Source organism: Neobacillus niacini (assembly GCF_030817595.1).
In the GTDB taxonomy this organism is placed as follows: Bacteria; Bacillota; Bacilli; order Bacillales; family Cytobacillaceae; genus Neobacillus; species Neobacillus niacini_G.
In genome coordinates this window covers 5,284,807-5,311,364 of the sequence record NZ_JAUSZN010000001.1, presented here as the reverse complement: position 1 = coordinate 5,311,364, position 26,558 = coordinate 5,284,807, and the positions used below count along the sequence as shown (strand labels likewise).

Below are 26,558 nucleotides of genomic sequence, written 5' to 3'. Positions count from 1 at the left end.
ACAAAAAAAAACCTACTCTAAGAGTAAGTTTTTTTGACTATTATTCTTCCTTTTGTCCTGCCGAAGCATTTTGGGAGATAACTGTATTGTCATTAAGAAATTGTTCAATTGCCTGTTTATTTTCTTCAAAATCAATTTCAAGGACTGAACCTGCATGTTCATAGCTTTCCAATGTATACGATTGTTCAACAGGAATCGTTAAGGTTTCTATATCGGCTGGAGGATGCAAGAAAAAGTCCTTAACAACTGCCAGCAGATCAAGTCCTTCTAAATTTGTATCAATGTACGGCTGAATGGTACCTACTAATTTTGGTAATTTTGCCACTCCATTGATACTAATAGCTTCATCCTTTAAAGCATTTATTACCTTTTGTTGACGCTCAACTCGACCAAAATCTCCATTCGCATCATGTCTAAAACGAGCATATCCAAGCAACTGTTTACCATTTAGATTTTGTAATCCCGGTTGCAGTACCACACCAATGTTTTCGGACATTCTTTTTTCAACATCCATTTCAATACCATTTGGAGCAAGTGTATCTACGACGGATTCAAAACCTTTAAAATCAATTACTGCATAGTAGTGGATATCGATATCAAAATTTTGCTTTATTGTCTTTCTAAGTAACTCAGGTCCCCCTAAAAAGTAAGCTGTATTGATTTTATAACTTTGTTTATCTGGTATTTCTACATAAATATCCCGCATAAGAGAAACAAGTTTCGCCTTTTGATTTTCAGGGTCATATTGGGCAATCATAATAGTATCCGTACGTGATTTTTCCTCACCCCTGGAATCTACCCCTAATAAAAGGATATTAATCTTATCCGTCAATTCTGTTTCAGCACCATTAAACTCTGTCTTTGTTGTTTCACCCGCAGATACCGTAGATTTACCAGATGCTTGTTGTAAACCCTGTGAGTATTGATAATATATATAACCTGAAAGCCCTAATAAAAGGACTAGAATAACAAATGTTACGTTTTTTATTTTAAGTTTCTTTTTCTTCTTTTTTTTAAAACTTTGTCTATTCATTCATTCCACCCTTTTAAAAAGATAGATATTCCAAGGACTTATTATAACATTTTTTGTAGAAATTTGTAAGATTTTTTTCTACTAAAAAGCTAGATTTAATTTTAATAAAAAAAGACTAGAAATCTATTGATTTCTAGTCCCAGCATTTTATAATTTTAGAAAATTCCCAAAACTAAATTATTGGATTTTAAAATACTCATCGATTCCGTCAGCAATTGCTTTTGCTAGTTTATTTTGATAAGAATCTTTAAATAAGTTTTGGCGTTCACTAAAGTTGTTTATAAAACCCATCTCTAGTAATGTTGCTGGCATAGCCGCTTCACGTATCACCGCAAATGTTTCTCCATGCGTTCCACGATCATTCGCACCAGTATAACTAATAATATTTTCTTGAATTAAGTTTGTAAGTGTTACACTCTTTAAGATTCTTTCTGGATTATTATGCATAGCTTCATTGATTTTTGAAGGGTATTTTGGATCAAATTCATAGTAATACGATTCAACACCATGAACAGGCGTTTTTTCTTCTGCTGTAGAGTTGGTATGAATACTTACGAAAATATCTGCTGTTAGTTCATTTGCCATTTTCGGACGATCTATTAATTCTACGTAGGTATCGGAATTACGAGACATAAAAACTCTATAACCTTGTTTTAATAGTAATGATTGAACTTTTTTCGCAACGCTAAAATTCAAGTCCGCTTCATGATATCCACCTACAGTCGCACCTGGATCAGATCCACCATGCCCTGGGTCTAGAAATACTGTCAATCGCTGCTTAAATGCCGATTTTGCATTGACTGTTGCACCTTGACCTTTAGCTACTAACTTTATTTCTATAGCTTCTAAAGGTTTTGCCAGCCCTTCTGAGCCAGCTTTCATCCCATTTTTCGCCCAGCCTAACCAACCGAAATCTTGTGCATGCACACGATAATAAACATCAAAGTATTTCGCCAAATCACCAGTTAAATTTATTTTAATGGCTTCCATTTGTTTTCCTTTTCCGGTTGTACCCGAAATTTCGCCATTAGAAACAGTATTTACCCATCCTATATCTTGAACATGCGTGGAATAGTTAATATCTCCACTATAAAGAGTATTTTTTAGATCGATTTTAATGGCTTCTACATGTTTTGCTTTTCCAGTAGTTCCACTGATTGCTCCATTGGCAACGTAATCCAGCCACCCGAAGGTTTCAACATTCGTGGAATAAACTACAGATGGTTTTGTGATAAACGGTTTATCTATTGAACCCGGTGCTTTTCCACCTTTTTCAACTATAACAATTTCAATGGCTTCCAATTGTTTAGTCAATCCCTCTGTACCTGCAGACTCCCCGTTTTTAGCCCATCCTAACCATCCGAATAACTCTGAGTGAACACGATAATAAATATCATAATGTTTTGCCATTTCTCCAGTTAAACTAACTTGAATAGCTTCCGCTTGTTTATTTTTCCCTGTGGTACCGCTTGTTTTCCCATTAGTAACACTACCCATCCAACCATAATCTTGCACATGAGTATTGTAAGAAATTCCACCACTGTATGGAGCATTTTCTACCGAAATCTGTATGGCTTCGATGTGTTTTGCCTCACCCACCGTTCCACTTAATTTCCCATCTGATACAGGCTGCAGCCAACCTTTATCTTGTACATGGGTCTTATATATGACTGATGGGTTTAATTTCTCGGGTTCTTCTGGATTATTCGGATCTACACCAGGTGGTGTGGAACCCTTTTCTACAATCATAATTTTAATGGCTTCCAAACGCTTAGCTTCCCCACTCGTTCCTGCCATCTCCCCATTTTTTACCCATTCCATCCAGCCATATTTTTCTGCATGAACGCGATAATAAATGTCATAATTTTTAGCCTTGAATCCAGTTAGTTCGATTTTTATGGCTTCTAATCGTTTGCCTTCGCCTGTAGTTCCACTTTTTTCTCCATTGGAAACATATCCCAACCATCCATAATCTTCTACATGTGTAGAGTATTTCACACCCAAATCCTGTACATTATCAATTGAAATTTTAATACTTTCTAAGCGTTTTGCTTGTCCTTCTGTACCTGAAATTTTTCCATCAGAAACTTTGTTTTGCCAACCAATGTCTTGTACATGGGCAGCATAACTAATCAAAGGATTTTCAACTGCTGCGAGTGCAGGGGCAGGGGCAGGGACAGGGACAGGGGCAGATTTTTGTAAGATTGTATTTTTTTCCACTGGAGTTTTGTCTTGTTCAATAGCAGGACTTAGAATTTCGACATCTCCAGATGTATCAAGTTCTTCTTGACTTTCTACAGAATTAAGGTTTTCGATTCCGATCATTTTGGTCGATTTTTCTTCAATATAGGCCAAATCTCCATCCCACATAAAGTAAACTTTTCCATCCTTTACGGCATCGAATCTTAATTGAGTAGCAGGCTTGAATTCTCCCACTATTTTTTCATCTTTATTAAATATGTCTGCCCTTTCGATTGTTTCGACATATTCAGCATTAATGTCATCTGAATTAAACTCCTGAGAAAATGCAAGATTAGGAGAATAAAGAGATGACATCACAAGACAAAAAAGAATAAAAAATATGGACTTTTTTATATACACAACAATATTTCCCTCCTTCTAAACTATTATATAAGTTTTTTGTATTATTTTGTATTTTATAAGTAGGAATCTGAAAAAATTGTTGAATTTTATTTACTGTAGTTTTTTACAAATAAAAAAACTGCTCTCAACTTTGAGAGCAGCTCTTTTTCAAATATTGTCTTATTTGTATACTGGTATTTCTAAGGTAATGTTATATGGTTGTATTTTATATACATCGTACATCGCTGATACTTGTTTATAAGCCCAGCCAATATCCGTCGCATATTGATGTCCAGCTATATCCTTTGTATCCATAACCGCTGGATTCCAACGCATTTCATATAATGTATTTTGGACTACATTATAGGTGTTATTACCGCCCAAATAACCATTGTCAATAAAGGCAGCACCGCCAACGATTGCAGCGTATGGAGTGAACCAGCCTTTTTCATAAGCTGTTTTAGCCCCACAATCAATTGGACAATGATCAAGCGCTCCTACACCATACATGTTATAAACCTTTTTACCATTATATTCTATTCCTTTTGCAAGAGTAGAAGTACCATGTCCAGTTTCCAACAAAGTATGTGCCATTAAATATACTTCATTAATGCCGTATTTAAATCCAGCATCAATGAATGCTTGCCCCTGACCTTCTAATATTCCTTTTCCTACCAGGTATTTATTTAAAGTTTCTTTCGATACTCCACTAGTTTTTGTAAGGTCCATGAATTGAAATCTTTGTTTCTCATCATTTACAAACTTAGATGGGTCCAAGTAAGTTAGAACATCTGCAGATTTTGCATTACGCCAGCTACCCCAGCTTACTCTATACCAGCCACTACTATCCTCTTCCAAAATAGTTAATAGAGTACCTGTTTTTACTGTACTGTAACTATGACTAGTTGCACTCATTTCTGATCTAATATTAAGTGGACCATCTGTTACTTCACCCATTCTTAAATTAGCTGTTGCGAGAGAACTATGCACGTATAATATTTCGCCATTGTATTCTATTTTAAACCATTTGGTACTCCCTGAAACATTTGCTCCCGAAACATTATTATCCAGTACTTTGAATACTGTTCCGTTACCAACGGTCGCAACGATTTTACTAACTGTATCTGGAGAAGTTCTAAGGTTTACACTGCTTCCACTTATCGTTCCAGCATTAAATACTTTCAAGTATTGACTGCTAACATAAGCAGGTGCATCTCTGTATTTATCAGTCTGCGGAGAAACCTTCATTTGCATGTTTAGTGCATCACTTAATGAGACATTATAGTTATTAACTACAGTTGTTAAAGCTGGCTCAATAAATGGTTTATCCGTTGATCCAGGTGCGGCTCCACCTTTTGCCACTAGGACAATCTCAATGGCTTCTAAGCGCTTTGCAAGTCCCTTTGTACCAGCAGATGCACCGTTTTTAGCCCAGCCTAACAAACCAAAGGTTTCTGCGTGGACACGGTAATAAATATCATAATGTTGTGCCATTTCACCAGTTAGATTGATTTGGATTGCTTCTACACGTTTATTTTGACCGGATGTTCCAGAAATCGCTCCATTTGTTACATTGTTTAACCAGCCATAATCTTGAACATGGGTCTTGTAAGAAATACCACCCGAGTAGGGCTTATTTTTTAATGAGATCTTTACGGCTTCCATTTGTTTAGCTTGTCCTTGTGTCCCTGACATTTTTCCGTCAGATACACTTGATAACCACCCATAATCTTGAACATGGGTTGAATAAACAACAGATGGATCAATAATTAATGGGTTACTTGTAGAACCTGGTGCAGCTCCGCCTTTTGCCACAAGGACTATCTCTATGGCTTCCAAGCGTTTCCCTAATCCTTGTGTACCAGCAGATGCACCGTTTTTAGCCCAGCCTAACCAGCCATAGGTTTCTGCATGGACGCGGTAATAAATATCGTAATGTTGTGCCATTTCGCCAGTCAAATTGATTTGAATTGCTTCTAAACGTTTCGCCTGGCCAGATGTACCCGATATTGCTCCATTTGATACATTATTTAACCAGCCATAATCTTGAACGTGGGTATTGTAAGTAATACCACCAGAATAAGGCTTATTTTTTAATGAAATCTTTATAGCCTCCAGGCGTTTCGCTTGGCCTTGTGTTCCAGACATTTTTCCATCAGTTACACCCGTTAACCACCCAAAATCTTGAACATGGGTTGAATAAACCACAGAAGGATCAATAACTAATGGTCTATTTGTCGATCCAGGTGCAGCTCCACCTTTTGCCACAAGGACAATCTCAATGGCTTCCAAGCGCTTCGCCAGGCCTTGTGTACCAGCAGATGCACCGTTTTTAGCCCAATCTAGCCAACCATAGGTTTCTGCGTGAACACGGTAATAAATATCGTAATGTTGTGCCATTTCATCAGTCAAATTGATTTGTATCGCTTCAAGACGTTTCCCTTCACCAGTTGTTCCTGATAATGCTCCATCAGATACATTATTTAACCAGCCATAATCTTCAACGTGAGTCTTGTAAGAAATGCCTCCAGAATAAGGAGAATTATTTAATGAAATCTTTATTCCTTCAAGTCGTAGTCCTTGTCCTTGTGTCCCTGACATTTTCCCATCAGATACACCTGCTAACCACCCTTTATTTTCAACATGGGTTGTGTAAAAAACAGAAGGATTTTCTATGGCCATGGTTGTTATGGAAGTTTGCAATGACTCTGATGTACCTTCATCTGTTATTGTGCTGCTTTTTTCCTCCTCAACAACTAAGTTTTCTTGAGAAGGTTTAACTTCTTGTGTTAGAGTACTATTTTCGTCAATCGTTTCTTCTTCTAGTAAAGTAGTATTCTCGTTTTCAGTTGGAACTATACTGTCTGTATTAGTTGCTTCAGGCTTTACTCCATCAACAATCGATGAGGTCGAGCCCGAATTTTCTATGGCATAAGTAATAGATCCATCTGAAAGAATTGTAGAGCCCATAAATAACATTCCTGTTAGAACTAACTTTCCTCTCATGTATCATACTCCCATTATTAAATTTTTTATTTAAAATCGACAATCTTTATAGATTGTAACGATTAGTCGAGCATAAAAATAGAGCTATAGGAACTATAACTCTCTCTTTCTATGAAGTATGATATCATAACTAGTCATTTTTTGTAATATATTATCAATATTTGTAATTAGTATTTTTCACCATTGTAATAGTAGAAATTAATTGATAGTTTCAAAGAATCGAAAACAATCTAAAAACAAAAAAATAACCCTTCCAATTTAGACTGGAGAGTTATTTTTTTCGTTTATAAATTTTCTAGCTTGTTTGCCATAAACTTTATTAAATCTTCCCTCAATTCTTCCTTTTGAAGGGCAAATTCTATAGTTGTTTCAATAAATCCTAGCTTTTCTCCTACATCATATCTTTCACCTTCAAATTGATACGCAAATACACGTTGGATATGATTTAAATTTTGGATGGCATCTGTTAGCTGGATCTCGCCGCCAGCCCCGATTTCCTGCTTTTCTAAGAACATAAAAATCTCAGGGGTAAAAACATACCTTCCTATAATCGCTAAATTTGATGGTGCAGTTCCTAACTTTGGCTTTTCTACAAAGTTTTTAACCTGGAACGAACGCCCATCTTGGTGAATAGGGTCAATAATCCCATAACGGTGTGTTTCGTTTTCAGGTACTTTTTTTACTCCGATAACAGAAGAATGTGTTCGATTATGCTCATTTATTAGTTGTTTCAAACAAGGGGTTTCTGCTTGAACAATATCATCCCCCAATAGAACCGCAAATGGTTCATTGCCAATAAAATTACGCGCACACCATACAGCATGTCCGAGCCCTTTAGGTTCCTTTTGTCTAATATAGTGTATATCCACCATCCTCGATGGTTCTTGTACTTTTTCCAATAGTTCAAGCTTTCCTTTATTAAGCAAAGTTTGTTCAAGTTCAAAGGCATAATCAAAATGATCCTCAATGGACCTTTTCCCTTTTCCTGTCACGATAATGATATCTTCAATCCCAGATTCAATCGCTTCCTCTACTATATATTGGATCGTCGGCTTATCTACGATTGGTAACATTTCTTTTGGCATTGCTTTTGTAGCTGGTAAAAAACGAGTTCCTAGCCCTGCTGCAGGGATTATGGCTTTTCTTACCTTTTGCATTTTACCCTCTTCCTTCCCTCATTTTCGAAAGATTTATTCACTCATATCCTTAGTTCTAGCTTCTATTTGCTTAAAATAATAAAGGATGGCTTCTGCTATTCTTTTGGAGATGTTGTGCTGTAACCGTTTCAATCGATTGTATTTTATCATTATATTTTTCTAATTCTTTAACCAGTTGTGCCATTTTGATCGCTTCTGATCTGGTCCCAAAAACAGTCACAACCTTTATCTGTTTATTCATAAAACCTCCAAAAGGATAAACATTGGTTGATAAATGTAGACATCTAAATAATAACAAAATATGTTTCGAAAAGCACTATTAGCTGTTTGGCTACTGTGCTAGATAAAGAATGGTTGAGCTATCATATGGGAAATTAGCTCCTTCAACTGCACTATCTGCCACAAAAAAAAGAAGTTACCAAATTAGGTAACCTCCAACAATTTAATTGGCTATATCTGTTGAAATCACTGTTCCAATTGACTTTTTCTTCTCTATTGCCATCAATATCAGGTATATAGGTATAAAAATCACAGCTGCGATTTCAACAATATATTCAAAGTAATACCAGGATAGCGTTGCGAGGATATCATAAATTGAATGTACCAGAACGGTTATCCAGAGATTTCTTGTCCATACTAAAATCAATCCAAATAATAAACCCATATTGGCAAATGTGACAATCGCTCCAATTTCATATTGCCATGATTGAACCGAGCTTAGTGTATGGTCAATACCGAATAACACTGAAGTGACGAAGAGCGCAAGTAAGACAAAAATATCGCGCCGCCCTTTTTCCCAGCGTCTTGGAAAGATTTTTTTTAAAACAAGTAGGATAAGTATGATGTATGCTAATCGCCAGACTTCTTCGAGACCAGCAAGGATATCTGTAAAAATATCGTATCCCACAGCATCAATTTCATCTATAACTTCCCACATCTTATCAACAGGTTCCATTGGCTCACTTGGTTCTATTATGTCGCTTTCATCCGAGACCGCTTCTGTATAGGTCTCAACATATTGTTCATAATCATTGCTAAAATCCTGAAAAGCGTAAGATGAATAGATATTAATAATGGTGCTGCCGAGAATAAAGAGCAAAAAGGCGCCTATAAATTGGCGTGTATGTTGTATCTTTGTTTTTTTAATTCCATTATGGAGTCTTCGGTGAAGCTCCAATCCGATAAAAAAGGATGACACCATTATGGCGTCATAGATGGTACCAGCTAATTGGCTGTAGCCACTTAAATAGAGGATGAGTTCAACCCCTATCGTAATGGTGAGAAGTGCTATTAAAAGCCGCTTCGAAACTGGCGCCGTTAAGTTATTTGTCATTTTTAAATCCCTGCCTTTGAGACTTGCTGCACTCTCTTACCTTCCAAAAAGCTGTACAGCCAAAATTCCAAATCCATTTAATAACAGCAGGAAAAGTAAGCACCCGATGATCCAATTCCATTTTATTGACAAGGGCTTATCTCCTTTAAAGGTAATTAGTAATAATTTATCATATTAATAGAGAATTAGCACTAGTGATAATCTATCCAATTGTATTTACAAGAATATCCTTCCAGCTTTATACTTAAATTAGGTGAAAATTAACAATAATTAGATAAGGGGTTGAAAAGTGAAAAAGGTCATTTCTATTATCCTATTGATAGTCATTGTATTTGTTTTATCAGAAACAAACCCTGGGCGTTCGCAATACGTGGAATGGATTACGCATGAAGCGATGGATCAATCTTCGAATATCCTTGAAAAAGGGATTCTTTCATTAGCTGGGGAAAAGGTTTTCGATATGGGAACAACGGAAAAAGATTACTTCATTTTTTCAGTCTATAAAACCGATTTTTCCGAGATAGGCTTGGGGCAGGTCACCAGCATTGGTATCTTTAATAAATTTATTCCTATTTCTAAAAACGAAAAATAAGAAGACCAGAACGGGTCTTTTTATTTTTTATTAATTTTAACTATTATAATAGTAGAAACTCATAAGGGAGACAAAAACAGTGAGCCAGCAGGAAAATACATTGGAACACCAAGGATTGAGTGAGTTCTATGAGAAAAACCCTAAAAAAGATGTTATGGACATTTTTAAAGCTGTGTTGGAATCTGTCCAGAATGACCTTAAGGATGAAGAGCTAGCCTTTATCCTGAACACCCTGGAACATTATCAGGATCAATCATATTTTCATGATTTGTGGAGAATAATGGAGAATCAAGTTCATACATACAAACAGATAGTCGAGTTTATTAATCAGCATCAAGACTACACAAATCTTATAAAAATATATCTAGATGAAAAATTCAAGCTTATCACTGTCGTAGAAATTTTGGCACAAATCAATAACCTACTTGAAACTTCACCCTTTCTACTTAAGAATCGTTATTTTCAGAAGCTCGCCATCCAAAAGACCGCTTATGCCGTTGGTGATTCCTATGATCTATTTATAGCAGCTAGTATGGTAAAAGCATTTCAGGTGACAAACCAAGATGTTGATTTTTCAAAAATAAAAGAAAAGATGTTGCTTTACTCGGAAATTGCCCTATTAGATGAGCTTGAATTAAAGAATGTAACTCTCAAAGATATTGATACATATGCACACATTTCAACAGGTAACCTTAACGAAATAGAATTAAAGGATAAAAAAATCATCAGCAAATACAAAATTATGAAGGTCCTTCATGAACTTTTTCACACACCTGTCGTTTCTGTTGGGGTGATTCTTCAACAGTTATCACCAGCTAACCGAGAAGAACTTCGAGAGGTTTTAAAAAATGTTTTGCGGAGTAATATTTCTGAGGACAATTTTCAGCATATACTAGCGGCCTTTGATGATGAGAAAGGCGGTTATCATTTCTCACAACTTTTTGCCTATTTAAGTAAAAATGCTGATGAGAAGCTGATGTTATCTTTTATTAAATGGACTGCGAAAAACCTTCAACTTGATCATCACTACCATCGAGCACTAAAGGCTTATTTGAAATCTCACCCAAGGTCAGTTTGGAAGAATAAGACTGCTAGAAAAGAGCTGGGTATGATTTCAACGAGCAGCTTCAGAAAATTAGTAAAAGAAGTTGAGAATGAAAGCGCAAGTCAAGTTGTAAAGTATTTTAAGAAGTATGGTGTTCAATTAAGCAGCGTATTGTTCATTATCCTTGTCGTTGGAAGTGGGTTATATTTTGGTTATGACCTCCTGGCAGACAAAAAAGATAAGGAATCTGTTTCAAAGCCGAATAAAGCTGTAGCATCAGAGCCAGCTAAAAATATTAATCTTGATCTATTTAGAGAATGGATTAGTGAAGAGCCCTTTGTTTTCAATGTAAATGGACAACAACAGAAAATGACCTTTGGACAGGCAAATCCAACGGGAGGTAAGAGCCTAGTATTGACGGACAGCCAAAATATTGAAACTCCCTATCAGTTAATGATTGACTCTGAGGTTTCACCATTTGATCAAAAGGGTGTACTAAAAGAAGGTTTTTCTCTCTATCATACAGAATACGATTTCGATGATAATGGGATTCCCGAAGTCGTCATTATGGCGCTCAATCAAACATTTGAATCGTTTGTCTGGGTCTACAGTCCGATTACCGAAAATGGTACTATGAGTCTGCGTTCAGACCTGGCACTAAAAGGGATGTCTGCAGTGAAAATAGTGGGTAATACACTGAAGGTCCTTGGGGAACAAGGTCAGTCAGAAACGTATACCTATTTGAATCAGCAATTTGTAAAACAATAGAGATAGGTAAATTTTATACGATATATGTATCGAGACCTCAAACTAAGAAAGTTTTGAGGTCTTCTTGGGTCGGCACTGTTCTCCTTAGGTGAACAGGTTCACGAGTGGTTAACTCCTTTTTAAGTGTCACCTTGGTGACAGGCACTATCTTTCGTTATTTTTTTCTTCTTCATTGTTTTCTACGATTTGTTTTATCTCGCCTGTGTCACCTTTTGCATTGATGATTTCGAAGATTTGGTTGAGGCCTTCGCTTGTTTGATCTTTTTCTTTTTCCATTGTTTCCTCCATTGGTAAGATTATTTTTAATATCCCCCAATTATTTCAAGGTATGAACGATTTCAATTGCTTTTTCTAAGGAAACACTTTTTAGAGCGCTATTATCTTTTCTTATGGCTGTGCCGAAGTGGTAGTGATTTGTTCCAACCTGTGTATGTACCTGCACGATATTTTCTTTTGTCAGACCGCCGCCAATAAGAATTTCGGTTTTTTTACAAGTTTCTTTCATTTCCCTAAGGGTTTCCAAGCGTGTTTCCCAGTCACCGTAACCTCCAGAGGTTAAAATGGTAGTAATCTCTTTATATTGATCCAATTGTTGAGCGGTTTCAATGATTTTATTTGAACTGTCGATGGCACGGTGAAACGTTACCTCCATAGTACCTATATCCGTTAATAACTCTTCAAGGCGTCGGAATTCAACGTCCCCTTTCTGATCCAGCATTCCGAATACTACTCCATTTGCCCCTAACGACCGAATCATACGAATATCATTTTTCATAATCGCAAAGTCATCGTCTGAATAACAAAAGGATTGACCATGCGCCCTCACCATAACGTTGACGGGAATCGTAACGCTATTAACAACCTTTTCGATTAACCCATAGCTCGGTGTTATGCCGCCTTCTGTTAATCCAGATACTAATTCAATTCTGTCAGCACCTGATTTTTCAATTAATAATGCATCCTCTACCGTTACCGCAATAAATTCGATTATCATTATTTATCCCTTCTCCCATAACACGATTTTTTACTATTTTTTACTTATTTTACTTAAATAACATATGAATGTTATTAATCGCTCAACATTTCACAAAATGTTCAAACAATTCCTAATAATAAGTGATTCTAATCACCAGGATTATTTTTACAAATTTTACAATGAAAGTGTAACCATTTTACACCAAAGGGGTAGGATCGAATGAGAAAGTTCATTAAGGCTGCAAGTGTTATTGTCACTTCTGTTATGGTATTAAGTGCTTGTAATTCTGCCAATTTCTCAAAAGAAAAACAAACTGCAAAAGCTAACACAACCTCACAAGTAATTGAACCTCATAAAAATCTCAACCAGAAACCAACACCACTCAACATCGAACGTGTCGGAGAACACGAAGTCAATATTGAAATGACCGCACAAATTACCGATATCGAAATTACCAAGGACAATATGTACAAAGCATGGACATTTAACGGTGAAGCTCCAGGACCAGTAATTGTTGTGAATGAAGGAGACACGATTAATTTTACGTTAAAAAACATGGATCCGTCTATCCCTCTCAGCATGGACTTTCATGCTGTCCACGCCTCACCATCACAGGATTTTATAGATATCATGCCCAACGAAACTGGCAGCTTTACCTATCCGGCTAATAATCCTGGAGTGTTCATGTACCACTGTGGTACTAAGCCTGTATTAGCCATATCGCCAACGGAATGCACGGTACTATTATTGTTAAGCCAAAAAGCGGATATCCGACTGATGCTGAAATCGATCGTGAATTTGTCATCGTTCAAAATGAATGGTATAAGTACAACGACCTTGAGGACTTTACAAATGGAGTGCCTAGTAATGTCGTCTTTTCAGCAAAGCTTTAAAAGAAGGAGATTTAAATACTAACGGTACAGTTGGTGCCCTTGTCGACACTCAGTTACTTGCACAGGTGGGCGAGAAAGTCAGGATATACATTAACAATGTAGGGCCTAATGAAGTGAGCAGTTTCCACGTAGTCGGCACTGTTTTTGACAACGTTTATATAGATGGGAACCCTTTTAACCTAATGAAAGGTTTGCAAACCGTTATGCTTCCAGCCAGCGGTGGGGCTGTGGTTGAATTCACCGTTACAAAAGAAGGCAGTTACCCGATTGTGACACATCAATTTAACCACGCAACTAAAGGAGCCGTTGGGATCTTGAAAGTAACAAAAGACGGACTGCACGATGGCAGCGAAACCAAGTCACATTAAACGATAGACAAGCATCTGAAGGTCGCTTTTTGTTGTGAAAGAGACTTTCTCTCGCAAAAGTTATTAACAATATTGATAGGTTGCACAAGGTTATCCAAAATTAAAAGTATATCAGGTCCTTTAGATTCCTATTTATCCACAAATATTAAAAACTTATCCACTTAATTAACATACTTATTCACAACTGTTAATTACTTACTCACATTTCCTATTAACATATCCACAATCAACCGACAAAAAAAGTCTGGGGGCATCCCAGACTTTTTCTATATTCTAGCACCTAATTCTAATGCTTTACTATTATGGTACAAAGATTTCACCTTTAGTTCGTATTTAAGTTCATCACATAAGCAATCATACTGCATCATTTCAATGTGTCGATACTGAAATAAATGATAATAGTATTTCCCTCTTAAAAACATATTTTTTAGCAACACAAAAATACCTCCTCAATTTATTTACATAAATCGCAGAGCATCGTGTTCGGTAACTGGCTGGCATCGTTCAAAAAAACATTAGCCCCTTTAGTTTTGCGTCACCATTTTTCAATAGTTTTGCCGTTTCGTACGATTTATGTGTTTAATAGAACTATATGATACAACCAGTTAATAAAAAAGAGTCTTAGGTCCTGCTTTGCTTCTATATTCTGAATTTACTATAGGCTGCACAGCCTATTTTTTCAAATTCACATTGTTGGATAGCGAAAGATGTAACATAATGTACTATATTGCCGTCTAATTTTGTTAGAATTAATTCTATATTTAATAAGTAAGGGTGTTTTATCGTGAATAAATATTTTTCAATAATTGGTGGAATCGTCATAACCACTGTACTATTATCTGGCTGTTCGGAAAAAATTCTGAATGCCAAAGGCAATCAGAACCAGTCTGAGGTCCTGCCAGATCCAGATAATAACAACTCAATTCCAACTGATCAAAAGCAGAAAAATGTCGAAAATACTGAACAATCAGAGCCATCATTGACTGAAGAAAACGTAAAGCCACAAGAACAAGAGGGTTCGGCCACTCCTGAAAGTATACAAGTTGTTTTTAATCCGGAAAGTATTCCGGTGCTCGTTAATAAACAAAATAAACTGCCAGACAATTATAATCCTACTGATCTTATTTTTACCGATATTCCTTTTGTTTCTGGAGCAAGTAATGAAAAACGCAAAATGCGTAAAGAAGCTGCATCTGCTCTTAGTCAATTATTTGCTGGTGCTAAAGCAGAAGGTATTTCCCTTTTGGGGGTTTCCGCATATAGATCTCATGCAACGCAAACGACATTGTTTAACTACTATGTAAACCGTGATGGATATGAAAAAGCAAGAACGTATAGTGCTTTGCCTGGCACGAGTGAACATGAAACCGGTCTTGCTATTGATGTTACCGGCGGTAATGGAAAATGTGCCGCTGAAGATTGTTTTGGAGGTACCAAAGAGGCAGCTTGGCTGGAACAGCACGCAGCAGAATACGGGTTTATTATTAGATATCCACAGGGAAAAGAAAATATTACGGGATATCAATACGAACCTTGGCACCTTCGCTATGTTGGGAAGGAAATTGCAATCAAGATTATGAACAAAGGGATCACGCTTGAAGAATACAATAGTGAAATATAGTTAAAAGCGTCAAGTTCCGTCATTATAGGAACTTGACGCTTTTCTTATTTACCTTTGATTTCTAAGAGTTTCAGTCGTAAATCATTTTCCATATTGGCAAGTTCCTGCTCAGCCAAACGTCGTTTGTGGCGCCCTTCTTCTTGAATGCGCATCGTTTCTTCAAGCGTGGTGATTAAGTTTTCCTGAGTCTTTTTAAGTGTCTCGATATCAACGAGTCCTCGCTCATTTTCTTTTGCGGTTTCAATCGTATTGGTTTTTAGCATTTCAGCATTTTTTAACAACAACTCATTGGTAGTCTGTGATACCTTTTTCTGTGCCTCGACTGCATGGCGCTGACGAATGAGGGTTAGTGCAATCGCTACTTGGTTTTTCCAAAGCGGAATAGCCGTCATGATGGACGATTGTATTTTTTCCACAAGCGCCTGGTTCGTGTTTTGAATGAGACGGATTTGTGGTGCACTTTGAATGGTAATTTCACGACTTAATTTCAAATCGTATAAGCGTTTGTCCAAACGGTCAGCAAACTGAATCATATCGTTTACTTCTTGAACCTTCATTTGATCATTGGTTGCCGCGGCAGCACGTTTCATTTCCGGAATTGTTTTTTGGTGCAGTTCTTCTAGCTTAATTTCTCCTGCCGCAATATAAACATTTAAAGCATGGAAATATTCTTTATTTGTTTCATAAAGCTGTTCCAATAGTTTAATATCCGATAATAACACGTTCTTGCTACGGTCAAGTTTCACACTAATCCGGTCAATTTGTGCACCAGTCTTTTGGTATTTGGACAAAACTTCTTGAAGCGAGTTCGAAATTTTTCCAAACATACGTCCGAAAAAGGATGGCTTCCCATCCTTCAGTTCATCGGGATTCACCTCATCCAGCCGCTTCATTAAATCACTAATGATTTCGCCAACCTCGCCGATATCCTTTTTCTGGACATGTTCGAGCATGGTGTGGGAAAAACTTAAGAGCTTTCCTTGTGCCTGCGTACCGTAGGTAATCATCGCCTGGTGATTTTTCGGGTCAATTTGTTCAGCAAGCTGATAGGCTTTGGCACGGTTCTCCTCAGGAATAATATCAATTAGTTTTGTAGGCTTGGCTTCTTGAAGCTGCGGTGCCGTCTGTGCTTGTGGTGTCAGTTCTTGATTTTCACCAAATGGATTGGCTAGAATATCATCTAATAAATTTCCAGTTTTATTCAACTGCGGGGAGTTATTTTCGCTCATTTTAGCCTCCTGCTTTCGTCAATGGTTTTAGTATCATTAAGTTTTTTGATGGAATGTTTAGCAACATCAATTTCAAAATTCAAGGAATCTAAATCGTCTGAAACAATATGATAGAGATCCTCTTCCAAGGCCTTCGTTAGATCTGTTAGGGTTTGACGAGTCTCATATAAAGAAACATCAATTTCATGACTTTTCTTAGGCTGCTGTGATAAAAAGCGGTATTTCTCGGTTAACTCAACGACTGAATCTAAGTGAGAAAAATAAAACTTTTCAGCTTTATAAAAGCGCCTCGGTTCCGTTTGGGTCATGCTTTGAATTTTCCTAGTAATGCGAAGTACATCAAGTCTTTGCTTTATCGTAGGAAGATCTCTTATGGAGAATAATGATTTGTTCAGTTTGTTTATTTTTTGTTTTGCTTCATTTAAATTCTTCTTTATATAACGATATTCTTTTCTAGTGAGCTGATGTTTTTTTAAGAATTTGGATGTCATGACCCCTGATGTTATCTTAGAAACAACAACCGCGCCTGCTAAAGAAATGGTGGATGAAATTAAAAATGTGAGATCGAACGCAAAATAGCTTAAAAACCATACCGTAACCGCAGATGGAACAGTCACAACAAATTGAACTAGAAATGATAAAAATCGGTTCATCCTAATCGACTCCTGACTAAAAAATCCTTTATATTCATACGAATCAACAACAAAAATGTTTCACCAAATACAAAATACAAAAAAAGGAAAGATCCCTCTCAATACTTCAACAATACACCATAAAACTCCTGCTTTCCATAGACCACAAACGTAAACAAGACTAAGACCTGAGACGTATTTTTTTGGGTTGGTGAAGTTGTGATGGTGACATTATTGATGGTGTTATTGATGGTGACAGGCACCACCCGTGGACAGTGTCCACCTCAGGCGGACAGTTGACCTTCTCTTTCTCTTGCTTTGTGTATTCTAGGCTATAGCCCAAGAGGATTACCCAGTTAGACATAGGATATGAGGGTATCACTTTAAAGTTTTCAAATATATAGATGAGGAGTGCGATGAAACGAATGTATCAACCATTTGGAATGCCCGTTGATTATCGATTTGGACATCAAGGAGGACAGCATGGTGGCGGTCATCACGGAGGCGGTCATCATGGCGGTGGTCACCATGGCGGTGGTTACCATGGCGGCGGTCATCACGGAGGCGGTCATCATGGCGGTGGTCATCATGGCGGTGGATTTAATTTAGGGAATGTTGGAGCTGGACTACTCGGACTTGGATTAGGATATTTAGGATCCAGTCTAGGTGGTGGATACGGTCAAGGTTATGGTCCTGGGTACGGTTACGGTGGTTATGGTCCTGGGTATGGAGCTGGATATCCTGGTGGTTATTCTGGATATGGACCAGGTTATGGCATGTACGGATCTGGTTATGGCCCGGGAATGGGTGGATATGGCGGCGGATTCGGTCCGGGGTATTAACTTTTTTTAATTAAGCGTGAAGTTCTTGAGGAAAATTCTCAAGGACCTCATGCTTTTTTATATTTTTAGAAATATATTTACTGTTTTTTTGTTTCAAACGGTGTAAAATGTTTCTCAAAGGAAACATTTCTGTATTCGCGCATATATAATATTATTCAAAACATTCAAACATAAAAATACATTATTAATAAATAAAGGGAGAAGAGACTATGACAGAGAATCTGCTATTAGCATTTGGGCTAACATTATTTGCTGGCCTTGCAACAGGCATAGGAAGTCTGCTCGCATTTTTCACTTCACATACCAATACAAAATTTCTCTCAGTTACCCTCGGTTTTTCAGCAGGTGTGATGATTTATGTCTCGATGGTTGAGATTTTTGTAAAAGCAAAGGTCGCACTTGTTGACTCATTGGGTGTTGTTCAAGGGAACTGGTTAACGGTCGGAGGCTTTTTCGGAGGCATGCTTCTGATTGCTTCAATTGATAAATTTATACCGAAGCAATCAAACCCTCATGAATTGAAAACAGTAGAAGATATGAATCAGCCTGATACAAATGACGGAAAGAAGCCTGACCTTCTAAAAATGGGAACATTTACTGCGCTTGCCATCGGAATTCACAATTTTCCCGAAGGAATCGCAACCTTCACTTCTGCTTTACAGGATCCTGCACTTGGTATTGCCATCGCTGTTGCGATAGCGATCCATAACATCCCAGAGGGCATTGCAGTTTCAGTACCTGTTTACTTTGCGACTGGTGATAAGAAAAAGGCTTTTAAACTATCATTCTTGTCTGGCTTATCGGAACCAATTGGTGCACTGGTTGCCTACTTATTCTTAATGCCTTTTTTAAATGATATTATGTTCGGAATTATATTTGCAGCAGTTGCAGGGATAATGGTATTTATCTCACTTGATGAATTATTACCTGCCGCAAAAAGATATGACGAAACCCACCTTTCAATTTACGGTCTTATTGCCGGAATGGCCGTTATGGCACTCAGTCTTTTACTATTCATCTAATCACACATTCAAATGTAGATTCGGGAGCCAGCAGAAATGCTGGCTTTTTGCTATTTGGGAATCCTCTGTCCGCCAGAGGGGTGGAAGTGTCCACCCTGGGTGGAAAGTGTCCACGGGTGGTGACAGGCACCAAATCACTTTATTTTCAGGTACAAAGTTTCAATATTTCAGTAAAGGCATATATTAGATGGAATTTCCAATATTCATGGAAGCGAGTGAATTTATTGATGAAAAGAGCCCTATTTACAATTCCGCTTTGTTTGATACTTATCGGGGTGATTGTTACTTCTTTTGTTCTAATGGGTATTAAACCAAGCTCTTCGAATATTTCTCAAGCTCAAAAGCTTGCAGTATACACGAAGCCAGCGGTTGTTCGGATTCTTGGCTACTCTGTGGTTGGTTGGCAGTTTAACAATCCAAATGACCCTGAAGTGGACGCCATATTAAGTCAGCTAAACTACCAATCTGTTGTGGGTGGCTCTGGATCTGGGGCAATTATTAGCTCAGATGGTTATATTGTTACCAATGCCCATGTTGTAGAAGCGGCTCAGATGGAAGACGAGGATATTGCCAATGCTGCATTTGATCAGCTTGTTACGATTATAGCAGATTATTTTCAGGTCGATTATGATACAGCGTACGAATATATGCTGACTTATACGCAATACACTGGGATTCAAAGAGTAATAAAGGTTATTTTACCAGGCGGAGATATACTAGACGGGGAAGTTAAAAGCTATGGAGCTCCTGTCAATGAAGGGAAAGATGTAGCGGTACTTAAGATTGAAGGAAAAAACCTTCCTACATTAAAGCTTGGGAATTCCGACAATATCCAAAATCAGGGTAATATTTGGGTAAGCGGATACCCAGCAGCAGCTGATTCCGATTTGCTGTCTCCTGATTCTTCTCTCGTATCTTCTATGAACGCCGGGCAAATTTCTGCTATAGATAAGAAAACGGAGCAAGGAAGCCCTGTCATACAAATAAATGCCGCAGCCACACATGGTAATAGCGGTGGACCTGTCATCAATGATAAAGGAGAAATCATTGGCTTACTCACCTTTAGAGGCGATACTGTTAATGGTCAAGAGGTTCAAGGATTTAACTTCTCAGTTCCGGTTAATACCGTTAAGGAATTCACAAACCAAGCGGGGACAAAGAACACTTCTAGTAATACAGACAAACTTTATAAAGAAGGGTTAGAGCTTTATTGGGGCGGTTATTACGATAACGCTCTTGAAAAATTTGAAGCAGTTCAGAGACTGTATCCAAACCATTCCGAAATCAAAAAATTCATCACAAATTCCGAGCAAAGAGCTGGTGACAGTAAAACCTTGTGGTCCGACTATATAACCATTTTCTACATCGTTGATGGCGTTGCAGCATTACTGATCTTACTTCTTTTGATATTCACCTTTGCCGGAAAACGGAATCGACCTGTACCCGTACCTGCAACTGCGAGTGCGCCTCAGGCTCCACCAGCACCACCAACAATACCAGAAAATACCATCCCGGACCTAAACGGTGATGGAAAAATCGACGTCCAGGACATCATACTCGCACTCCAAGAACAACAAAAGAAACAACAGAAAAAAGACGACGAATAAGTGACGGCTGCATGATATGCAAAAATGGATGTATAAATGAAGGAAAATGCATAAATGGTGACAGGCACCCTCTCAAAATAGAACGTATAAAAAGCCATAGGAGATAATATCTATTTATAAATGCTATTTTTGAGGGGGAATGTCTTCTGAGAGGATTATTACGGCTGATTGGTTTCCTCATTTTCGTTTTAGGAGTTTATCTGATTTTTGCTGAGCAAGTATTTTTTGGGGTACTTTCCATTATATTAGCCTTTTTGATTTTCCCTAATCGAAGTAATAGCAAAGGTCACCACTATAGCTATGACAACGATTATAGCAATGATCATGCCTACAGTTCAGACAGTGATTCTGGGGGCAGCGACTCCGGCGGAGGCGGCGGAGATTGATAAAGAAACATCCTCCATCACGAGGATGTTTCTTTATTAACGTAATTAGATTTCACAAAGTATATGTGAATCATTAAGGAATTCTATTATAATGGTAATAAATTCATTTTTTCCAAATGAGTACCAAGAACCCACAAAGGTTGTGTTACACATGATATGGTTGTATTTTATTATTTCCTATTTAATTGGAAGTATTATGTTTGGCTTTCTTATCACGAAAATCTTCTATCGTAAAGATATTCGAGTTCAAGGAAGCGGCAATGTCGGTGCAAGAAATGCCGGCCGCCTTCATGGCAAAACAGCCTTTGTGCTCATTTTTCTCGGGGATGCACTAAAAGGTGTCATTGTTATTTTAGCGGCACGCTATCTGCAATTCTCGGAATCTATTCAACTACTAGGGTTAGCATTAGCAATTTTCGGTCACATCAAGCCCATCACTCTGAAATTTAAGGGCGGAAAAGGGATTTCAACCTTCATAGGCGGGATCATCACCTTTGAACCAATCCTTATTCCTGTAATTATCCTAGGATTTGGGGTGCTCTACCCTTTCTTGAAAAGCTTTACATTAGCAGGCTTAGGGGCATTTCTTTTTATCCCTGTGGTACTCTTTTTAAAAAATAATGATTGGCTAAGTTGCATTATAGCATTATGTATTATCGCTATGCTTTACGCAGCACATGCAGAAAATCTCAAGGAAAGGCTGAAACCTAATGAGTAAGCACGAGTTCTTTTTTAAAATCGCAACCACAGCTGATGAATTCGAACAAATTCATTGCTTAAACTATCAAACCTTTTCAGAGGAAATCCCGCAGCACGAAAAGAATGAGGAACAAAAATTAGTGGATCCTTTCCATACTGAAAATACATATATCATTTGTGTAAAAGAAAATGAAGTGATTGGGATGACGGCAATTCGTGATAAACGGCCATTTTCACTTGATCGAAAAATCGGCCCCGTCGAACAATCCCTTTCTTTCCCAGTCCACTCACCCTGTGAGGTTAGACTATTATCAGTCAAAAAAGAATATCGAAATGGCCGGGTCTTTTTAGGGCTCGCACAGTTTTTAATAAAGTATTGCTTAAAAAAAGGATACGACATTGCTTTCATTTCCGGAACTGTCCGTCAATTAAAGCTTTATGGTCAGTTAGGATTCCAGCCTTTTGCCTATTTAACCGGCACAGCTGAAGCACGCTTTCAACCAATGTATTTAACGAAAACTACCTTTGACGAGTCAATTGCGGGCAGAATTCTTCCACCGACGATTCCCTTTTTACCGGGACCTGTTCGAATTTCTGAAAAGGTCATGAATGCCTTAAGCAAATCGCCGATTTCTCACCGCTCCGATCAATTTAAAGAGAAAATTGCTAAAGCAAAGGATATTCTTGCTAAATTAGTGAACAGCAAATATGTTCATATTTTTCTAGGGTCTGGGACACTCGCCAATGATGTGGTGGCAGGACAGCTTTCGTTAGAACCCGGACGAGGACTTATTTTAACAAATGGTGAATTTGGCAGTCGTTTGGTAGAACAAGCGAATCGATTTGGGCTCCAATTTGATGTACTTCAAAAAGACTGGGGACATGCCTTCACCCGTGATGAAATTGTTTCTACGATCTCAAGTAAAACCGGCTGGATTTGGGCCGTTCACAGTGAAACTTCCTCTGGTATGCTCAATGATCTTGGTTTACTGAAGGAAATATCGGAACAGCACAAACTCAAGCTTTGCCTTGATTGCATCAGCTCTTTAGGGGCGATTGAAGTCGATTTAGAGGGTGTGTTTTTAGCAACAGGTGTAAGTGGAAAAGCCATTGGTGCGCTAACTGGTCTTTCGTTTGTTTTCCACCACCACGAGGTTCAGTCGTCTTTAACACTTCCGAAATATCTCGACCTAGGAACATACATGGTTAAGGACAGCATTCCCTTTTCCCAGTCTTCGAATCTATTAGAGGCTCTTCTAGCAGCACTAGATGATATTAGAAGAGAAACGTTTGAAAAAGTAGTGGAGACACATTCTTTCTTGAAAAATCATCTGAAACAATTTGGCTTTACCATTATCAGTGAAGAGAACAGTTCACCCATCATTCTCACCATTGAAATACCAAGTTCCCTTTCTTCTGTTGTAATCGGGGATATCCTCTTCAATCATGGCTACCAGCTTCACTACGAAAGTGACTATCTACAGCGAAGAAACTGGATTCAAATAGCCTGCATCGACCACTACGATAAAGCAGACTTAGAAAAAATGACCAATCTCTTAAATAGAGTAATAACCTATGAACAATCTGCCAAACAACAAACACTCGTCACCGGTATATAGCATAGAAGAAAAGTCACTGCCAGTAGAGCCTGAGCAGTGACTTTTCTGTATATCAACTGTCCGCCTGAGGTGGACAGTGTCCACGGCCGGTGCCTGTCACCATTGTTCACCATTGTTGATGTCCCCACATTTGCTGTTAGTTCTAATGAAGATTTACGGCTTCCCAAATGCTTTGGTCGGTTATGGCTGTTTTCCCTTCTAGGTCTGAAATGGTTCGAGCTAAGCGGATGATTTTTATTTGGGTACGGTTGCTCCAGTTTTTTTTAGCCGAAAGCTGGTGAATTTTTTTCTGCTGTTCTTGTGTTAACGGGCTTGTTTTTTGCAGAATATCATAGCTGACTCTGCTATTGCATATTTCTTTTCCATAACGCTCATATTGCCGAATTCTAGCAGCCTCCACCCTACTTTTAACAACGAATGACGGTATCTCTTCTTTTGAGGTTTCTCTACCAAGGGTAACAGGTTTTATTGTGAGACGAATATCAAATCGATCACGCAGCGGGCCTGAAATTTTATTTTGATAGTTTTGAACCTGCCTTGGCGTGCAGGTACAATAATGTGTATTTGAACCTGCATAGCCACATGGACATGGATTCATTGCCGCAAGTAAGATGAATGTTGCAGGATAGGTAAGAATTGCATGTGTACGGCTAATCGTAATTTTGCCACTCTCAAATGGCTGACGTAGCATATCAAGAGTTTTTTTCGGGAATTCTGCAATTTCATCAAGGAATAAGACTCCTCGATGAGCTAATGAAATCTCCCCGGGCTTCGGATAGGTCCCACCGCCAATGATGGAGATACCAGATGCAGAGTGATGAGGATTTCGGAAAGGAGGGATATTGGTGTTAGGATAGCGCATTCCACTTAATTGGTGGAGGGCGATTATTTCAAGTCGTGCTTCTTTTGACAATGGAGGTAGAATCGATGGAAAGCTCTCAGCAAGCATACTTTTTCCACATCCAGGCGGCCCTGTCATCAAGACATGGTGTTCCCCAGCAGCAGCCACTTCCATTGCCTTTTTCGTATCCCAATGACCTATAACTTGCTGAAAATCTATGAAGTTACTTTGATGTGAATCAATTTCGTCTGCTTTTGGAGTAAAAAGTGCCTCTCCTCTTCCCTCTAAATTCTCAATCACTTCTCTTAAACTAGAATTATAAATAATTTCAAGTCCTTCAATCTCGAGGATGGGCTGCTTTTCGTCATACGGCATATAAAGCCTTTTTATGCCCAGTTTTTTAGCAGATAAAACCGCTGGGAGCATGCCTTCTACTGGCACTATCGCTCCGTCCAACGACAGAGCTCCAATAAATCCATAGTTCTCAGGAATCGAAACCACCAGTTCCTCCAAACTCAATAGCACACCAATCGCCATAGGCAGATCAAACATGGGACCACTTCTCTTCTGTTCTGAGGGTGAAAGGTTTATGATGATTCTTTGACCATTTATGGTATATCCTAATGATCTTAGCGCAGCTCTAATGCGTTCCTTTGACTCCTTAACTGCTGCGTCAGGGAGCCCCACAATTCGAATCGAGTCATTCCCCACAAACGTTTTTACTTCCACATGTAAACGATATCCTTCCATACCTTTTAATCCTATACTCGTTACTTTTGCACACATGGATTTTCCTCTTTCCTTGGAATCATTATAACTTTACTGTTACCCAGTAAAAATAAATCGACTTGTGGTGATTTTATGTATTCTTCATAGCGCTTGGACGCGGGGGCGGGAAAATAAGAAAGCAGATGTTTGGTGTCCACGAGCTGTGTAGCCTCCCCATTTACATACGCGTGGTAGCTGCTCCAAGGGTAGTCTTCAAGCGCAGCGACTAGCCCACCCTTCAGGGGATTCAGGTGGATATACTTGCTGACATCGAATTCGTAATCCAGCGAATCTAGTAATTCGGCACCATAGCGTTTTTCAAATACATGTCCGGTAAAATCATATTTCTTATTAAAATACTTGGCAAATTTAGTGTTGAGATGACTCATGATAATGGTTGGAGAGGTGTCTGAGGTTTCAATTTGGAGATGAGTGTGATTAGTCATTAAGCAAAAAGCGTGGAGCGTAAAAGGGAATCGAACCATGGTTTCTTGTAAAAAGCTTAGATATTTCATGCGATCTTCATCATCATAAAAAAGAGTAGATTTGCGATTACCTCTACTAGTAATATGATATTTTGCACCTGGAAACCAAGCACGTCGTTTGCGACCCATATCGGTCACTCCTATACAATTGGGATTTTTATAGATTGGATGAGTCTAAAACAGAGGAAAATGATAGCAGAGATTCAAATAATAAGATTCGACACCCTTCCCCAAATTCCTTCCTCAAAACCAAACAAAAAAAACACACCCACTGTCCGCCTCAGGTGGAAAGTGTCCACGGGTGGTGACAGGCACCAAGTATCCTGGCATGATTCCGGCATTTATGATATCCTTAAAGGACTCTAATTACTCCCTACCAAACATAAACAATTCTTTTTATAGTCCCTTCAACTTTCCCTGCACCCAAGACCTTTATACAATTTGCCAAAACAAAACGGAGGTTTTAATTTGAAAAAATTATTGATTATTTTATCTGCCTGTATGTTATTGCTGCTGGGTGGTTGTTCGTTTCTCAATGATGCACAGAATACAATAACGTATGTTAATGAAGCAACAGATTATTTAGCCACAGCCACTGATTTTGCCAGCAATGCCCCGGCTCTTGCGCAACAAGCTATTAGTGACCTCCAAGCAGCGGAGGATCTCCAAACCATGCTTCAACAAATGCAGCAATCAGCAGAAGCGTTTAATGAACTCCAAGTACCTGAAATTGCAGCTGAGCTTCACCAGCAAATTATTGAACAAAACAGTTCTATCGTCAGTGAAATTGAAACCTTCATGAATAGTTTCCAAGACGGACTGCTTGATCCTGCTATCCTTGAAAATACTGAGTTGTTTCAGACCGTTCAAGATATTACCAGCATTATTGACCAGGTTCAACAGCTTGGTGGTGAATAAAAGAAAACCAGGCTGATAAAGTGAACTATAACCCGAATAATGGACACTATTAAAAAAGTCCGTTATTCGGGTTTTTCTGTGTCCATTTTATAGAAACCCGTTTATAATCATTTCAAAGATGTGAGCGGAGGACAT

At 38.2% G+C, this 26,558-nt stretch carries 21 protein-coding genes, 2 pseudogenes and 1 riboswitch; of the genes and pseudogenes, 10 read left to right on the top strand and 13 right to left on the bottom strand.

What is annotated here, in order from left to right:
- Window positions 1-40: 40 nt before the first annotated feature.
- The 6 genes and pseudogenes from QFZ31_RS25015 to QFZ31_RS24990 form a co-directional block, all read right to left on the bottom strand.
- On the bottom strand, window positions 41-1,033 hold the full coding sequence (locus tag QFZ31_RS25015) for an LCP family protein (RefSeq protein ID WP_307308222.1): 993 nt from the start codon (window positions 1,031-1,033) through the stop codon (window positions 41-43).
- Between the two features lie 177 nt (window positions 1,034-1,210).
- Window positions 1,211-3,634 (bottom strand): N-acetylmuramoyl-L-alanine amidase, encoded by a 2,424-nt coding sequence (locus tag QFZ31_RS25010; protein ID WP_307308220.1) that lies wholly within the window; start codon window positions 3,632-3,634, stop codon window positions 1,211-1,213.
- 162 nt (window positions 3,635-3,796) lie between these two features.
- Window positions 3,797-6,622 carry an SH3 domain-containing protein gene (locus tag QFZ31_RS25005; RefSeq protein ID WP_307308218.1) on the bottom strand — a complete coding sequence of 942 codons (2,826 nt, stop codon included), beginning with the start codon at window positions 6,620-6,622 and terminating at the stop codon, window positions 3,797-3,799.
- A 284-nt stretch (window positions 6,623-6,906) separates the two neighbouring features.
- A complete protein-coding gene (gene galU / locus QFZ31_RS25000) occupies window positions 6,907-7,779 on the bottom strand; it encodes a UTP--glucose-1-phosphate uridylyltransferase GalU (protein WP_307308216.1) in 873 nt (290 codons plus the stop codon).
- 103 nt (window positions 7,780-7,882) lie between these two features.
- Window positions 7,883-8,020: pseudogene (locus tag QFZ31_RS24995) on the bottom strand (UDP-N-acetylglucosamine 2-epimerase (non-hydrolyzing)); the annotation flags it as partial.
- Window positions 8,021-8,221: 201 nt separating this feature from the next.
- Window positions 8,222-9,112 (bottom strand): CPBP family intramembrane glutamic endopeptidase, encoded by an 891-nt coding sequence (locus tag QFZ31_RS24990; RefSeq protein WP_307308213.1) that lies wholly within the window; start codon window positions 9,110-9,112, stop codon window positions 8,222-8,224.
- Between the two features lie 289 nt (window positions 9,113-9,401).
- Here QFZ31_RS24990 and QFZ31_RS24985 point away from each other — a divergent pair, with 289 nt between their 5' ends.
- Together QFZ31_RS24985 and QFZ31_RS24980 are read left to right on the top strand one after the other, a co-directional pair.
- Window positions 9,402-9,704, top strand: a complete 303-nt coding sequence (locus QFZ31_RS24985; protein ID WP_179595155.1) for a DUF4359 domain-containing protein — start codon at window positions 9,402-9,404, stop codon at window positions 9,702-9,704.
- Between the two features lie 79 nt (window positions 9,705-9,783).
- On the top strand, window positions 9,784-11,517 hold the full coding sequence (locus QFZ31_RS24980) for a hypothetical protein (protein WP_307308209.1): 1,734 nt from the start codon (window positions 9,784-9,786) through the stop codon (window positions 11,515-11,517).
- A gap of 144 nt (window positions 11,518-11,661) precedes the next feature.
- Here QFZ31_RS24980 and QFZ31_RS24975 read toward each other — a convergent pair whose 3' ends face one another.
- On the bottom strand, window positions 11,662-11,793 hold the full coding sequence (locus QFZ31_RS24975; protein ID WP_307308207.1) for a hypothetical protein: 132 nt from the start codon (window positions 11,791-11,793) through the stop codon (window positions 11,662-11,664).
- 40 nt (window positions 11,794-11,833) lie between these two features.
- Complete coding sequence (locus tag QFZ31_RS24970; protein ID WP_307308206.1) at window positions 11,834-12,511, bottom strand: copper homeostasis protein CutC; 678 nt, start codon at window positions 12,509-12,511, stop codon at window positions 11,834-11,836.
- 201 nt (window positions 12,512-12,712) lie between these two features.
- Between QFZ31_RS24970 and QFZ31_RS24965 the strand changes: the two are divergent.
- Window positions 12,713-13,754 (top strand): annotated as a pseudogene (locus QFZ31_RS24965) (multicopper oxidase domain-containing protein).
- Window positions 13,755-14,020: 266 nt separating this feature from the next.
- Here the strand turns inward: QFZ31_RS24965 and QFZ31_RS24960 are convergent.
- Window positions 14,021-14,191: a hypothetical protein gene (locus QFZ31_RS24960; RefSeq protein ID WP_307308204.1), complete on the bottom strand. Its 171-nt coding sequence runs from the start codon at window positions 14,189-14,191 to the stop codon at window positions 14,021-14,023.
- A 45-nt stretch (window positions 14,192-14,236) separates the two neighbouring features.
- Window positions 14,237-14,323: riboswitch (cyclic di-GMP riboswitch) on the bottom strand.
- Window positions 14,324-14,535: 212 nt separating this feature from the next.
- Here QFZ31_RS24960 and QFZ31_RS24955 point away from each other — a divergent pair.
- Window positions 14,536-15,375, top strand: a complete 840-nt coding sequence (locus QFZ31_RS24955; RefSeq protein ID WP_373459936.1) for a D-alanyl-D-alanine carboxypeptidase family protein — start codon at window positions 14,536-14,538, stop codon at window positions 15,373-15,375.
- Between the two features lie 44 nt (window positions 15,376-15,419).
- Here the strand turns inward: QFZ31_RS24955 and QFZ31_RS24950 are convergent, their stop codons facing one another.
- Window positions 15,420-16,604, bottom strand: a complete 1,185-nt coding sequence (locus QFZ31_RS24950; RefSeq protein ID WP_307308200.1) for a toxic anion resistance protein — start codon at window positions 16,602-16,604, stop codon at window positions 15,420-15,422.
- On the bottom strand, window positions 16,601-17,257 hold the full coding sequence (locus QFZ31_RS24945) for a 5-bromo-4-chloroindolyl phosphate hydrolysis family protein (RefSeq protein ID WP_307308198.1): 657 nt from the start codon (window positions 17,255-17,257) through the stop codon (window positions 16,601-16,603). The genes QFZ31_RS24950 and QFZ31_RS24945 overlap by 4 nt, the downstream gene beginning before the upstream one ends.
- Window positions 17,258-17,652: 395 nt before the next feature.
- Between QFZ31_RS24945 and QFZ31_RS24940 the strand changes: the two genes are divergently transcribed.
- From QFZ31_RS24940 to QFZ31_RS24920, 5 genes are all read left to right on the top strand, one after another.
- Window positions 17,653-18,078, top strand: coding sequence for a hypothetical protein (locus tag QFZ31_RS24940; RefSeq protein WP_307308195.1), 426 nt, complete (start codon window positions 17,653-17,655; stop codon window positions 18,076-18,078).
- A gap of 209 nt (window positions 18,079-18,287) precedes the next feature.
- On the top strand, window positions 18,288-19,100 hold the full coding sequence (gene zupT / locus QFZ31_RS24935) for a zinc transporter ZupT (RefSeq protein WP_307308192.1): 813 nt from the start codon (window positions 18,288-18,290) through the stop codon (window positions 19,098-19,100).
- 227 nt (window positions 19,101-19,327) lie between these two features.
- Complete coding sequence (locus QFZ31_RS24930; protein ID WP_307308189.1) at window positions 19,328-20,707, top strand: S1C family serine protease; 1,380 nt, start codon at window positions 19,328-19,330, stop codon at window positions 20,705-20,707.
- Between the two features lie 537 nt (window positions 20,708-21,244).
- Window positions 21,245-21,811 (top strand): glycerol-3-phosphate acyltransferase, encoded by a 567-nt coding sequence (locus QFZ31_RS24925; protein WP_307308186.1) that lies wholly within the window; start codon window positions 21,245-21,247, stop codon window positions 21,809-21,811.
- Window positions 21,804-23,411: an aminotransferase class V-fold PLP-dependent enzyme gene (locus QFZ31_RS24920; RefSeq protein WP_307308183.1), complete on the top strand. Its 1,608-nt coding sequence runs from the start codon at window positions 21,804-21,806 to the stop codon at window positions 23,409-23,411. The genes QFZ31_RS24925 and QFZ31_RS24920 overlap by 8 nt, the downstream gene beginning before the upstream one ends.
- A gap of 142 nt (window positions 23,412-23,553) precedes the next feature.
- Here QFZ31_RS24920 and QFZ31_RS24915 read toward each other — a convergent pair whose 3' ends face one another.
- On the bottom strand, window positions 23,554-25,038 hold the full coding sequence (locus tag QFZ31_RS24915) for a YifB family Mg chelatase-like AAA ATPase (RefSeq protein WP_307308180.1): 1,485 nt from the start codon (window positions 25,036-25,038) through the stop codon (window positions 23,554-23,556).
- Window positions 25,023-25,634: a transposase gene (locus QFZ31_RS24910; RefSeq protein WP_307308175.1), complete on the bottom strand. Its 612-nt coding sequence runs from the start codon at window positions 25,632-25,634 to the stop codon at window positions 25,023-25,025. Before QFZ31_RS24910 ends, QFZ31_RS24915 begins: the two co-directional genes overlap by 16 nt.
- 339 nt (window positions 25,635-25,973) lie before the next feature.
- On the opposite strand from QFZ31_RS24910, the gene QFZ31_RS24905 reads away from it, so the two are divergent.
- Window positions 25,974-26,423, top strand: coding sequence for a DUF6376 family protein (locus QFZ31_RS24905; RefSeq protein WP_307308171.1), 450 nt, complete (start codon window positions 25,974-25,976; stop codon window positions 26,421-26,423).
- The last annotated feature ends 135 nt before the right edge of the window (window positions 26,424-26,558 follow it).